12 protein-coding genes are annotated in these 13,713 nt (G+C 55.7%); 7 read left to right on the plus strand and 5 right to left on the minus strand.

Annotation, left to right across the window (positions count from 1 at the left end; all coding sequences use genetic code 11):
• Positions 1-1,029: an HlyD family secretion protein gene (locus tag N5J69_RS04830; RefSeq protein WP_279768434.1), complete on the plus strand. Its 1,029-nt coding sequence runs from the start codon at positions 1-3 to the stop codon at positions 1,027-1,029.
• A 201-nt stretch (positions 1,030-1,230) separates the two neighbouring features.
• A complete protein-coding gene (ypdK, locus tag N5J69_RS04835) occupies positions 1,231-1,305 on the plus strand; it encodes a membrane protein YpdK (protein ID WP_099257831.1) in 75 nt (24 codons plus the stop codon).
• A gap of 51 nt (positions 1,306-1,356) precedes the next feature.
• On the opposite strand, the gene alaC is transcribed toward ypdK, so the two are convergent.
• Both alaC and N5J69_RS04845 read right to left on the minus strand, forming a co-directional pair.
• A complete protein-coding gene (alaC, locus tag N5J69_RS04840) occupies positions 1,357-2,589 on the minus strand; it encodes an alanine transaminase (RefSeq protein WP_279768436.1) in 1,233 nt (410 codons plus the stop codon).
• A gap of 116 nt (positions 2,590-2,705) precedes the next feature.
• The gene (locus N5J69_RS04845) at positions 2,706-3,230 is read right to left on the minus strand and encodes a GNAT family N-acetyltransferase (protein WP_279768437.1); all 525 of its coding nucleotides are present in this window, start codon (positions 3,228-3,230) and stop codon (positions 2,706-2,708) included.
• 279 nt (positions 3,231-3,509) lie between these two features.
• Here N5J69_RS04845 and N5J69_RS04850 point away from each other — a divergent pair, with 279 nt between their 5' ends.
• Positions 3,510-5,180, plus strand: coding sequence for a sensor histidine kinase (locus N5J69_RS04850; RefSeq protein WP_279768714.1), 1,671 nt, complete (start codon positions 3,510-3,512; stop codon positions 5,178-5,180).
• Positions 5,177-5,905 carry a LytTR family DNA-binding domain-containing protein gene (locus N5J69_RS04855; RefSeq protein WP_279768439.1) on the plus strand — a complete coding sequence of 243 codons (729 nt, stop codon included), beginning with the start codon at positions 5,177-5,179 and terminating at the stop codon, positions 5,903-5,905. The genes N5J69_RS04850 and N5J69_RS04855 overlap by 4 nt, the downstream gene beginning before the upstream one ends.
• Positions 5,906-6,046: 141 nt before the next feature.
• Here the strand turns inward: N5J69_RS04855 and glk are convergent, their stop codons facing one another.
• Entirely contained in the window at positions 6,047-7,012 is a 966-nt protein-coding gene (gene glk, locus N5J69_RS04860; protein ID WP_279768440.1) for a glucokinase, read from the minus strand.
• A gap of 159 nt (positions 7,013-7,171) precedes the next feature.
• Positions 7,172-8,824, minus strand: a complete 1,653-nt coding sequence (gene ipdC / locus N5J69_RS04865) for an indolepyruvate decarboxylase (RefSeq protein WP_279768442.1) — start codon at positions 8,822-8,824, stop codon at positions 7,172-7,174.
• Positions 8,825-9,043: 219 nt separating this feature from the next.
• Between ipdC and mgrA the strand changes: the two genes are divergently transcribed.
• Both mgrA and N5J69_RS04875 read left to right on the plus strand, forming a co-directional pair.
• Positions 9,044-10,033 carry an L-glyceraldehyde 3-phosphate reductase gene (gene mgrA / locus N5J69_RS04870; protein ID WP_279768443.1) on the plus strand — a complete coding sequence of 330 codons (990 nt, stop codon included), beginning with the start codon at positions 9,044-9,046 and terminating at the stop codon, positions 10,031-10,033.
• Between the two features lie 174 nt (positions 10,034-10,207).
• Positions 10,208-10,618, plus strand: coding sequence for a DUF2502 domain-containing protein (locus N5J69_RS04875; RefSeq protein ID WP_279768444.1), 411 nt, complete (start codon positions 10,208-10,210; stop codon positions 10,616-10,618).
• 45 nt (positions 10,619-10,663) lie between these two features.
• Here the strand turns inward: N5J69_RS04875 and N5J69_RS04880 are convergent, their stop codons facing one another.
• A complete protein-coding gene (locus tag N5J69_RS04880; protein WP_279768445.1) occupies positions 10,664-11,905 on the minus strand; it encodes an Nramp family divalent metal transporter in 1,242 nt (413 codons plus the stop codon).
• Positions 11,906-12,274: 369 nt separating this feature from the next.
• On the opposite strand from N5J69_RS04880, the gene N5J69_RS04885 reads away from it, so the two are divergent.
• Complete coding sequence (locus N5J69_RS04885) at positions 12,275-13,465, plus strand: NupC/NupG family nucleoside CNT transporter (protein WP_279768446.1); 1,191 nt, start codon at positions 12,275-12,277, stop codon at positions 13,463-13,465.
• The last annotated feature ends 248 nt before the right edge of the window (positions 13,466-13,713 follow it).

The raw sequence follows: 13,713 nt of genomic DNA on the forward strand, positions 1-13,713 counted from the left end.
ATGCGTGCTTTCGAAATGAGAAGAACTCTGGTGCTGACTCTGCTGCTGCTGGCGTTACTGGCCATTGCTTTTGTGGTCTGGTCACTGATGACCGGCAACGATCACCGCACCAATGATGCCTACGTCAATGCGGATTACACCCTGGTGGCGCCGAAAGTTTCCGGCTACATCAGCCATGTGCAGGTGCAGGATAATCAGCAGGTCAAAGCCGGTCAGCTGCTGGCGACGCTGGACGATCGTGACTATCGTGTGGCGCTGGAAAGTGCCGAAGCTGATCTGCAGGTGAGTCAGGCAAAACTGCTGAGCAGCCAGGCACAGCTGGAGCAGCAGCAATCCGTGATCGATCAGCAGAAAGCCAGCGTCGCGGCCAGCCAGGCGTCTGCGCAATATGCCGGACAGAGCGCCGATCGCTATAACCGGCTCTATAAAAGTGGCACCGTGGCAGCTGACGACCAGCAGAAAGCCAGTTCAAACCAGCGCTCAGCACAGGCCGCTGTGCAGCAGAACCAGGCTGCGCTGGCATCGGCAATCAAACAGGTGGGCGTATTACAGGCTGCGGTGCGCTCAGCGGAAGCGGATGTTGCTGCGGCGAAGGCCAGCGTCGATCAGGCCAGGCTGAATCTCTCCTACACGCGTATTACGGCTCCTGTTGACGGGATGGTCGGCCAGCGCTCGGTGCGCACCGGTGCCTACGTGTCAGCCGGAACCCGCCTGCTGGCGGTGGTCCCCCTGCAGCAGACTTACATTACGGCTAATTATCTGGAAACGCAGCTTAGCGATGTGCGTCCGGGTCAGCGGGTACGCATCCATGTGGATGCCCTGCCAGGCAAGACGTTTACCGGCCATGTGGACAGCATCGCACCGGCCACCGGCGCAACGTTTTCCGCGATCGCACCCGATAACGCCACCGGCAACTACACTAAAGTTGTTCAACGTCTGCCGGTTAAAATTGTGCTGGATAACGACCAACAGCATCTGGCTCAGTTACGTGTCGGCATGTCGGCGATCCCGGAAATTGAGGTGCCGTAAAATTGTGAGCAATATCTCAGAACGGACCTATTTCATTTAGGCGGGATTACGCGTAGATTAGCGCCTGATCCTGTTCTGAGTTATTCAGATCGACCCGGAAATGAGCAGACCATTATTGAAATGGCGATCTCTTTTCCACAGCTGTTCGCGTTGCACTGGTTTGGGATCGCCATCATCGTAACCGCTCAGAGGAGTTGCTTTGTGAAATATGCCTTGATGGGAATATCTTTTTTCGCGTTACTTTGGTTCGGCACCTTTGTTCTGCTGCTGAAGTAATGGCGTGACAGTGCCGCCACGGGGCGACCGTTGAGTCGCCCCTGCTGGCTGTCAGTGCTCTTCTTCTGTTTTCATGCTGCCCGGCAATATGCCATCGGCACGAAACATCGCTTTAATTCCCCGTACCGCCTGACGAATGCGATCGCTGTTTTCAATCAGCGCAAAACGCACGTGCGTGTCACCATAGTCGCCAAATCCGATACCGGGCGAGACACAGACTTTTGCCTCCTGCAGCATACGTTTAGCAAACTCCAGCGAACCCAGATGCGCGTAGTGGTCCGGAATTTTTGCCCAGACGTACATCGAGGCTTTCGGGTTATCGACCATCCAGCCCGCTTCATGCAGTCCCCTCACCAGCACATCACGCCGGCGCTTGTACTGCTCTGCAATGTCACGCACGCACTGTTGATCGCCTTCCAGCGCCGCAATCGCAGCCACCTGAAGGGGCGTAAAGGTGCCGTAGTCATGGTAACTTTTGATCCGTGCCAGCGCCGCGACCAGCTCTTTGTTGCCCACCATAAAACCGATGCGCCAGCCCGCCATGTTGTAGCTTTTTGACAGGGTAAAGAATTCGACGGCAACATCACGCGCGCCCGGGACCTGCATGATCGATGGCGCTTTCCAGCCGTCATAGACGATGTCGGCATAGGCCAGATCGTGGATCACCAGTACGTTGTACTGTTTTGCCAGCGCAATCACCCGTTCGAAGAAGTCGAGCTCTACACACTGTGCGGTCGGGTTAGACGGGAAGCCAAGGATCATCATTTTTGGCTTGGGATAACTCTCGCGGATGGCACGTTCCAGCTCATTGAAGAAGTCAACGCCCGCCACCAGCGGCACTGAACGCACCTGCGCCCCGGCGATTACCGCACCGTAGATATGAATCGGATAACTTGGGTTCGGTACCAGCACGGTATCACCGTGGTCCAGCGTCGCCAGCATCAGATGCGCCAGACCCTCTTTAGAGCCGATGGTCACAATCGCCTCGGATTCCGGGTCGATCTCAACCTGGTAGCGTTCGGCGTACCAGCGGGAGATCGCCCGACGCAGACGCGGAATGCCCCGTGAGGTGGAATAACCGTGGGTATCGTCTCGCTGCGCCACCTGGCATAACTTTTCGACAATGTGCGGCGGGGTTGGGCCATCCGGGTTGCCCATTGAAAAGTCGATGATATCTTCGCCGCGCCGACGCGCAGCCATCTTCAGTTCAGCGGTGATGTTAAAAACGTAAGGGGGCAAGCGTTCGATACGCGAGAAACGACGGGGTATGCTGTTATCAGCCATGATGTCCTCTGGATTACGTAAGCGCCCGGACCGTCCGAGCGACGCGGGTCACTGCGGTGACCCGTTACGAACATAACGCGGTGAGGTTCATGTTGTCGAGGGGGCAGAAAATATTTTTATCCTTGCGGATTCAGGCGACCCAGCAGCCAATCGTTCACCCAGCAGCCGTTCAGCAGATAATTATCCCGTAGTGTCCCCTCCAGCTGAAAGCCGTTTTTCTCCAGAATCCGGCGTGACGCCCAGTTGCCTTCAATCACCATCGCCTTGAGCTTGTGGAAATCGGCTTCCAGCAAAAACTGACACAGCGCCGCCAGCGCTTCACTGCCATATCCCTGTCCGCAGTAGCGATGCAGCAGCATATAACCCACCTCCGCCTGACGATGTGGCACCCACTCCGGGCTGCAGCCAAACAGGCCGATCGGCTCACCGTTATCACGTCGCCGTGCCACCAGGCAGAGCATATGAAAACTGCCTGGCTGCCAGGGGGCCAGACGCTCGGTGAAGCGCTGGCGGATGTCTGCTTCATCGGGGATTTCACTCACCCAGGTCATGGTGTCGCGATCTTCATGCACGGCACGAAACAGTTTCCAGTCTTCTGGCTGTAATTTATTCAGGGTTAATCTGGCGGTGACAAGTTGCATCTGCTGCTCCCGATGGGCGCGGTTTTCCAGCGGTCGCTGGCACGCGTCATCGCGCAACATAGCAAAACGGCACATCAGCGACCAGCACCGGAGGGATGAAAAAACTGTTCCCCTTTATTGCACTCAACCTTTCCTCTTTTTAGGCAAAGGCCGTAAAAATTGATCTGAAACACGAACACCCGGCGTGATTGATCGGGAAGCTAGCGGTTCGCGATCACATTTTTTATCATAGGGTCACGTTCCCTTGTCGACGAGCCGCCTGTGTCCTCCCACTTCACGATGTTACTGGCAGTATTTGATCGCGCCGCCCTGATGTTGATATGCCTGTTCTTCCTGACGCGCACCCGCCCGTTTCGTCAGCTGCTGCAAAAAGATGAACACACCCGTGGGGAGAAAATAGCGGTAACCGCCATCTTTTCGCTGTTTGCGCTCTTCAGTACCTGGTCGGGAGTCAATGTTGACGGTTCGCTGCTGAATGTGCGGGTCATCGCCGTGATGGCGGGCGGCATTCTGTTCGGGCCCTGGGTCGGGATCGCCACCGGGGTGATCGCGGGCCTGCACCGCTTTCTGATCGATATTCACGGTGTAACCTCTGTGCCCTGTCTGATTACCAGCATCATTGCCGGTATCGTCGCGGGCGGTATTAACCGCCGGGTGCTGAAAGAGCATCGCTGGCGCGCCGGTATCGTCGGCGGCATGCTGTGTGAGGCCCTGACGATGTTGCTGATCGTTTTGTGGGCGCGCCCTGCCTCACTCGGGCTGGCGATTGTGTCGGAGATTGCCCTGCCGATGATCCTGGGGGCTTCCAGCATCGGTATTATTGTGTTGCTGGTGCAAAGCGTTGAGGGTGAGAAAGAGGCGATTGCCGCCCGCCAGGCCAAGCTGGCGCTGGAGATCGCCAATAAAACGCTGCCGCTGTTTCGTCAGGTGAACAGCGACTCGCTGCGCAACATCTGTGACATTATCCGGCGGGAGATCAAAGCCGATGCGGTGGCGATGACCGACAAAAAACAGATTCTGGCCTACGTCGGTTATGGCGAACACAACTATGAGCATGGGGATGATGGCATCAGCCCCACCACCGCACAGTCAATTGCCAGCGGTAAAATCATCATTAAGAACAACGATGAAGCGCACCGCACCAAAGACATCCATTCGATGATCGTCATCCCGCTGTGGGAAAAAGGCAAAGTCACCGGCACGCTGAAAATCTACTATCGTCGCGCGCACCGTATTACCGGCTCGCTGAAGGAAATGGCAATCGGCCTGTCACAAATCATCTCAACCCAGCTTGAAGTGTCCCGCGCCGAGCAGCTGCGTGAAATGGCCAATAAAGCGGAACTGCGGGCGCTGCAAAGTAAAATAAATCCTCATTTCCTGTTCAACGCGCTGAATGCCATCTCCTCTTCTATCCGGCTTAATCCCGATACCGCACGCCAGCTGGTGATTAACCTGTCACGCTACCTGCGCTACAACCTGGAACTGAACGACGATGAGCTGATCGATATTCGTAAAGAGCTGTGGCAGGTGAAAGATTACATCGCCATTGAGCAGGCGCGGTTTGGCGATAAGCTGACCATGATTTATGACGTCGATGACGATCTCCATTTTCTGCTGCCGAGTCTGCTCATCCAGCCGCTGGTGGAGAACGCCATTGTGCACGGTATCCAGCCCTGTAAAGGCAAAGGCGTGGTGACGCTGAGCGTCCGGGATCTGGGCGATCAGGTGCGGATCGCAGTACGGGACACCGGACAGGGCATCAGTGACGACGTTGTGGCGCGGGTGGCGCGCAACGAGATGCCCGGTAATAAAATCGGCCTGCTCAATGTGCATCATCGGGTAACACTCCTGTCGGGTCAGGGACTGAACATTGTGCGGCATCAGCCGGGCACCGAGATTTCCTTTACGCTGAGTAAGCATGGCCAGCGCCTGGCGGAGAATCTGTTATGAAAGCCATTATTGTGGAAGATGAATTCCTGGCGCAGCAGGAGCTGAGCTGGATGATTCAGCATCACAGCAAAATTGAGATTGAAGCCTGCTTTGATGACGGTCTCGACGTGCTGAAATACCTGCAACAGCATCGGGTTGATGTGATTTTCCTCGACATCAATATCCCCTCACTGGATGGCATGCTGCTGGCACAGAATATCCATCAGTTTGCTCATAAACCGCTGATTGTCTTTATTACCGCGTGGAAAGAACATGCGGTAGAGGCGTTTGAGCTGGAAGCGTTTGACTACATTCTCAAGCCCTATCAGGAGTCGCGGATTGTCACCATGCTGAACAAGCTGGAAGCCACGGCCCAGGCGCAGCAGGCGGTCAGCCATCTTAGCGCCACGCCCGCACCGCAGACGGTTAACCTGATTAAAGATGAGCGCATTATCGTTACGGATGTGAATGATATTTACTACGTTGAGGCGCATGAGAAACTGACGTTTGTTTATACCCGTCGCGAGGCTTACGTGATGTCGATGAACATTACCGAGTTCTGTTCACGTCTGCCGGAGCAGCAGTTCTTCCGCTGCCATCGCTCGTACTGCGTCAGCCTCAGCAAGATCCGCGAAATTGAGCCGTGGTTCAACAACACCTATCTGCTGAAACTGCGCGATCTTGAGTTTCAGGTGCCGGTGAGCCGCAGCAAAGTGAAACAGTTTCGACAGCTGATGCGCCTGTAGCACAGGGCGGAAACGGACTGTTCAGGTATGGATCTGGAGAGGGAAAAAGCAGGCGGTGATTTCCCGAGCCCGGCCCGCATCAGCAGGCCGGTCGGGAAAATCGATCGCGCACAGCATGGCAGTGCGCGAGGTGAAACTTAATCAGAGGATGCGACCCAGCGTCTGACGCAGATGCGCGCCTGCGCCCAGCAGGCCAGGCTGATCGTGCGTGATCATATAAACCGGGATGCTGGCAACATAGTCGCGGAAGCGGCCTTTGTCTTCAAAAGCGGCACGGAAACCGGACGCCTTAAAGAACTCCAGGAAGCGTGGCACGATGCCGCCCGCAATGTAAACGCCACCAAAAGTGCCAAGGTTCAATGCCAGATTGCCACCGAAACGGCCCATGATGACGCAGAACATGGACAGCGCGCGACGGCAGTCGATGCAGCTGTCATCCAGCGCACGCTGACTGACATCTTTAGGCTTCAGGTTTTCCGGCACGCGATTGTCCACTTTAACAATCGCACGATAGAGGTTAACCAGACCGGCACCCGACAGGACACGCTCCGCTGAGACATGGCCCAGCTCTTCGCGCAGCACTTCCAGAATCTGATCTTCCTCTTCGCTGTTGGCAGCGAAGTCAACATGACCGCCCTCGCCCGGCAGGCTGACCCAGCGCTTGTCCACGTGGACCAGATGGCTGACGCCTAATCCGGTACCGGCACCATAAATCGCAATAGGCTTATCTTTTACCGGCGCTGTGCCGCCAAACTGAATCACGTTGTCGGCGGTCAGCATCGGGATCGCCATTGAGACCGCGGTAAAGTCGTTAATGATTTCCAGGTGTTCAAAACCGATGTTCTCTTTGAGCTTGCGCGTGGAAAACGCCCAGTCATGGTTGGTCATTTCAACCCAGTCATCGGTAATCGGGCAGGCGATAGCAATACAGCCATCTTTAACATCCTGCTGTTGTTCATCAAGATAGTGGCGGATGACGGCTTCGAGGCTGTCGTATTCTGATGTTGAGAATGTTTTGGCCTGGGTGATGCTGCCGCTTTCCACCTCACACAGGGCGAGGCGTGCGTTAGTACCGCCGACATCGCCGACCAAGGCATAGGTTGTCATTCTTCTGTTGCTCCGCTTGGGGTCTTAAGAGTTGGAGGACACTATAAATTTCTGCCCATAAAACAACAACGCTCACCGGTGCGATTGGTGAGCGTCTTCTCAGGTGTGCTACAGCCTAACCGCGATAGTCCACCCTGCACAGCGGCAACTATCTGAATCTTAGCCGCCGTTGCGTTGATTCAGGCAGGCGGTGACTTTTCGTAGCAGTGGCGGCAAATCCTCTTTCTGCATGACCACCTCAACCAGCGACAGCCATTGAGGCGCTGAAAGTCGCGCCATTACCTCGTCCAGCTGCACGGTCTCACTGATGCGCCAGCTCTGCGCCTGACTCTTCAGGCTCAGAGCATGCGGTAAGGCCGTCCAGTTCCACTGGGCAATATCATTATAACGTTGTGTTGCGCCATGAATCGCCCGTTCAACGGTATAACCTTCATTATTCAGCAAAAAGATAATCAGTCGCTGCTCATCGCGCAACATTGAACCCAGTTCCTGGATCGTCAGCTGCGCCGAACCGTCTCCGATAATCAGGATAACCCGGCGATCGGGGTCAGCCGTCTGCGCGCCAAACGCTGCGGGAAGAGTATAGCCGATTGATCCCCATAATGGCTGAACCACCAGCTGCGCCTGCGCGGGCAGACGCAACGCGGCGGCACCAAATGCGGCTGTCCCCTGCTCCGCCAGAATCAGGTCGCCAGGTTGCAGAAATGCCTGCATCGCCTGCCAGAAAGCATGCTGGCTGATTACGGCCGCCGGTTCTGCCGGTTGCACTGCTGGCGGCGTGATGGCGGTTTGCCACTGCTGGCCATAACGTTCAAACAGCGGTTGCAGTTCGCTGAGCGCATCTGCCATCGACAATGGCGAGAAATCTTCGCCGCCCACGCTGGCACTGAAAGGTTGCAGATCGATCAGCCGTTCAGGAGCAAACTGCTGCGTGAACCCTGCGGTAATGGTGTCGGTGAAACGTACCCCGACGCAGATCGCCACATCCACCTGCTCAATCTGTCCGCATACCTGATCGGCGCTGGCTTCACCGGCATAGGTTCCTGTAAACCCCGGCTGCTGCTCATCCAGTACGCCTTTGCCCATCAGCAGGCTGGCACAGGGAATCGCGCACTGTTTACGCAGCGCGGCCAGGGCAGACTGCTGCTGCCAGCGCAGGGCCAGAAAATCAGCCAGCAGTGACACGCGCTCTGCCGGTGCCAGTAACCGCGCCGCCGCGTCGCGGAAAGCGCGGCGTGCATCGGGCGAAGAGGATTGATGGCTGTTCAGGGGCCGCGCAGGGGGCTGTACTTCCAGGGCAGCCACATCCACGGCCAGCGACAGGTAACCGGGACGACGGGCCTGCAGCGCCTGCTCAATTACCCGGTCAATCTCAGCAGTGGCATTGTCAGCCGTGAGCTGTGCCGTTGCCGCGCTGACTTCGGCGGCCATACGAATAAAATGCTGGAAATCGCCATCGCCCAGCGAATGGTGAACGCAGTCACCCTGACGTTGTGCTGACGTTGCAGGCGCACCGACAATGTGGATCACCGGCAGATATTCAGCATAACTGCCCGCAATGCCGTTAATCGCGCTGAGTTCGCCAACACCGAAGGTGGTTAACAGCGCCCCCACGCCGCTGCAGCGTGCATAGCCGTCTGCCGCATAGGCTGCATTAAGCTCATTGGCACAGCCAACCCAGCTGATTTCCGGGTGAGCGATGACCCGGTCAAGAAACTGCAGGTTATAGTCGCCCGGTACGCCAAACAGATGCTTTACACCAATCTCCTGCAGACGGGTCAGCAGGTAATCTCCAACGGTAAATGTGGACATTGCGCATTCCTTTCAGGGAAGAGTCGGGTTAAGTATCTGACAGCGGTTGAAATTAGCGAGAAAGGTCGCGCTTTTCACCAGCCGTAAAGGCTGGAAAGTCGGCGTTACGCTGGCAGATTATTCTGTAAAAATGCGAACTGCTGCGCGCTGTCACTGAGTGTAACCGTATACACTGATAGACTTTTGGCACATATCCCCGTTTTTACTCAGGAGCGCTGAATGTCCTCTTTCCCTCATCCCGATCGCTATCAACAGATGGAATACCGTCGCAGCGGCCGCAGCGGCATTAAACTGCCCGCTATCTCGCTGGGCCTGTGGCATAACTTTGGTGACAGCACCCGGGTCGATAATAGCCGTGCATTGCTGCGCCACGCATTTGATCTCGGCATTACCCACTTCGATTTAGCGAACAATTACGGTCCGCCACCGGGCTCAGCGGAAGAGAATTTCGGTCGTATTCTGCGGGAAGATTTTCGTGCCCATCGTGACGAGCTGATTATCTCCACCAAAGCAGGCTATACCATGTGGCAGGGGCCGTATGGCGACTGGGGTTCGCGTAAGTATCTGGTCGCCAGCCTGGATCAGAGCCTGAAGCGGATGGGGCTGGAGTATGTGGATATTTTCTATCATCACCGCCCCGATCCGGAAACGCCGCTCGAAGAGACAATGCGCGCGCTGGATCATGTGGTGCGCCAGGGCAAAGCGCTTTACGCTGCGCTGTCTAACTATCCGGCCGATCTTGCTGCCGAAGCGATCGCTATCCTGCGCGATCTCGGTACCCCGTGTCTGATTCACCAGCCGCGCTATTCAATGTTTGAACGTACACCAGAACAGGGGCTGATTCAGACCCTGGGCGATGCGGGCGTCGGCTGTATCGCCTTTTCTCCGCTGGCGGGCGGCGTGCTCACCGATCGCTATCTGCAGGGCATCCCCGACGATTCGCGTGCCGCCAGCGGCAGCAAATTCCTGACTGAAAACCAGCTGACGGATGAAAAGATGGAGAAGGTTCGCAGGCTGAACGTTATTGCTCAGCAGCGCGAGCAGAAACTGGCGCAGATGGCGCTGGCGTGGGTGCTGCGCGATGATCGCGTCACCTCGGTGCTGATTGGTGCCAGTAAAACAGCCCAGATTGATGACGCGGTAGCGATGCTCGCGCGTCGTCAGTTCAGCGATACCGAATTAGCGGCGATTAACGCTGCCCTGCTGTAACGGTTTAGTGCCCGGCACTGATCGCCGGGCGTTTTCTTCGCCAGAATAGTCTCAATCCCCGTTCTCTCCCCAATTTCCTCACAATCTTCCGACACAATGATGCGGTAACAACAGCAATACGCAGGCATAATCACTGCGCCGCAACAGCATCAGACTGTTGATGAGGAGAAGAAAATGAAAAGAGCCCTTATTTTTGCTGCCCTGCTGGCCCTGATGTCGCCAATGGCAAGCCACACAGCCCTGGCCTCCAGTGCCTCTATTACTCTGGCCCCCGGCGTCACGCTGAATCTGGGCGATCGCGATAATCGCGGTTATTACTGGGATGGCGGTCGCTGGCGTGAACCGCGCTGGTGGAATGACCGTTACTCCTACAACGAACGCCGCTGGTGGCGACATGAAGAGTGGCGGCGTCATAAGCAGTGGGAGCGTGAACGTCGCTGGCATGAACGCGACCGCGAACGCCGCTGGGAGCACCAGCATCGCCGCGACCGCGATCGCGGCTGGGCTCATCATGACCGTCCCGGGCCTGGCCCGCACGGCTTTGGCCCGGGTGGTCCCGGCCATCATGGACACGATCGCCACTAATCAAAACGCCCGGCAGAACCGGGCGTTTTTTGTTTTCCTGGACCGCTACAGCCCCAGCGCTTCGCCCACCAGCAGGTAAAGATTCAGCGCAATTACCAGCAGCACAATCAGGCGTCCGGTGTTCTGCATCAGACGCGAGTTCACCATATCCTCGCCCATCAGCTCGCGGTTGCCGGTAAAGGAGAGCAGCGGGATCAGCGCCAGTGCGATACCGAAGCTCAACAGCACCTGGCTCATCACCAGAACCCGCGTTGGATCCCAGCCTGCCCAGATCACAATAAAGGAAGGCAGCATAGTGACCGTACGACGCACCCAGAGCGGAATATGAAAATGAATAAAGCCCTGCATCACCACCTGCCCCGCGAGCGTACCGACCACCGTCGAGGATAAACCAGCGGCCACCAGGCTCAGACCAAATACGATTGCCGCCGCCTGACCTAACAGGGGTTGCAGCGTCAGATAGGCCTGATCCAGTTCAGCGATTTTGCTGTGGCCGCTGAAGTGGAAGGCCGCTGCCGCCGTCGCCATCATCGCCAGGTTAACGAATCCGGCAATGGTCATGGCAATCGCCACATCCAGCTTGGTTGAGGAGTAGCGCTGGCTTTTGCTGTCCTCGCTTTTGCCCTGCGTCAGCGCGGAGTGCAGATAAATCACGTGCGGCATAATGGTCGCCCCCAGCACACCCGCCGCCAGGAAGACGGCATCCGACGTCGGTAACGCGGGCATCGCCATGCCGATAACCAGCTCTTTGACGTTGGGCTGAGAAAAGAAGAGTTCGACGATATAGGCTGCCGCCACAAACAGCAGCAGTCCGCCAATGACCCGCTCCAGCGGCTTTTGACCACGGCTCTGTAACATTAATATCAGGAACGTGGCGATGCCGGTCAGCACCGCGCCCTGCATCAGAGAGATGCCGAGCAACAATTTAAAGCCCAGCGCCGCGCCGATAAACTCGGCGAGATCGGTGGCCATCGCAATAATTTCTGCCTGCACCCAGTAAAACCAGACGGCGGGCCGGGGAAAGCGGTCGCGGATGTGTTCAGCGAGATTTTTACCCGTGGCAATGCCCAGCTTGGCTGACATCAGCTGAATGAGCATGGCCATGATGTTGGCCCACACCACCACCCACAGCAATTTATAACCGTACGCAGCGCCCGCCTGAATATTGGTCGCAAAGTTGCCCGGATCGATATAGCCGATAGCGGCAATAAAGGCGGGGCCCAGCAGTGCGAGTTTGACTTTTCTGACTCCGCGAGCGGCGCGCCCGGCGGTACGACTCTCAAACATATCCGGTACCCTGTCTGAACATTTGCCTGCCCCACAAGCTTAGGGGTTAGCATGTGCAAGTGAAATTCGTTTATTGTTATCGATGTAATAGATGCTGCTATAAAGTATAGCCATTGCTATACATTACAGTAAAGGAAGTGATTGCTAAAAATGTGAGCAAGAGTGTCACTCTACGCTTTGTGTGAAATATAGACAATAAGTATAGGGTTATCTGGCGTGAATGATTTGTAAACAGGACGTGATCTCTGGAACTTTTCTGGAAAATATAGCGATAGCGAATACTTATATTGTGGTTCAGATCTCGTTTTTAAGTAACGCGTTACATAGAATACGCAACAAAATACAATCCTCCTCAAATTTGGAGCAACTATGTCCCATATTTTGCAATTTCTTTTAGCACTGGTGGTGGTCGGGATACTTTCCTTGCTGGTCAGTCACGATCGTAAAAGCATTCGCATTCGCTACATTGTACAGCTACTGGTGATTGAAATTGTGCTCGCCTGGTTCTTCCTGAACTCAGAAGCGGGACTGGGTTTCGTCAAAGGCTTCGCGGGCTTCTTCGACCATCTGCTGAAGTATGCTGCCCAGGGAACCAACTTTGTGTTCGGCAACATGAGCGATAAAGGCCTGGCCTTCTTCTTCCTTAATGTGCTGTGCCCAATCGTCTTTATCTCTGCTCTGATCGGTATTCTGCAGCATTTCCGTATCCTGCCGTGGGTTATCCGCGGTATCGGTACTGTGCTGTCGAAGATCAATGGCATGGGAAAACTGGAATCTTTCAACGCCGTAAGTTCTCTGATACTGGGACAGTCAGAAAACTTCATCGCCTATAAAGATATCCTGGGCAAGATGTCACAACGCCGCATGTACACCATGGCCGCGACGGCGATGTCCACCGTTTCGATGTCTATCGTCGGTGCCTACATGACCATGCTGCAGCCGAAATATGTTGTCGCGGCGCTGGTGCTCAATATGTTCAGCACCTTTATTGTGCTGTCGCTGATCAACCCTTACCGCGTTGAGAATGAAGAAGACCTTCAGTTGCAGGATCTGCATAAAGGTCAGAGCTTCTTTGAGATGCTGGGCGAATATATCCTGGCCGGTTTCCGCGTCGCGATTATCGTTGCCGCCATGCTGATTGGTTTTATCGCGCTGATTTCAGGTCTGAATGCGCTGTTTGATCTGATTTTCGGCATCACCTTCCAGGGCGTTCTCGGTTTTGTCTTCTATCCGTTTGCCTGGATGATGGGTGTACCGTCTGGCGAAGCGTTGCAGGTCGGCAGCATTATGGCGACCAAGCTGGTATCGAATGAGTTTGTTGCCATGATGGATCTGCAGAAAATCGCGGGTCAGTTGTCGCCAAACTCAGAAGGTATTCTCTCCGTCTTCCTCGTGTCGTTCGCCAACTTCTCTTCTATCGGCATCGTAGCCGGTGCGATTAAAGGTCTGAACGAAGAACAGGGTAACGTGGTTTCCCGCTTTGGCCTGAAGCTGCTGTACGGCTCTACGCTGGTCAGCGTGCTCTCCGCCGCTATCGCCGGTCTGGTTCTGGCGTTCTAAGCACAGGTTTACGTACGAAAGGGCGAGCTGGTCTCGCCCTTTTCTTTCCGGTTTGTTCCTGCCCTGCTTCCCTTCTCCCGCTTTGCCTCTTCCCTCACACACCTGCATGACGTCTGCCTTGCGGCAGTGCGCGACACGCCCTGTAAACAGCGTCATATACGCCACAGGAGCCGGGTTACAAACGCATGTGCGTGTAGCCGCGTGAAGGGCAAAACGTAATTATGCAGGGACAAAGGAACAGGTAAAAC

Origin of the sequence: Pantoea sp. GD03673, assembly GCF_029844725.1 — a bacterium.
Lineage (GTDB): Bacteria > Pseudomonadota > Gammaproteobacteria > Enterobacterales > Enterobacteriaceae > Pantoea.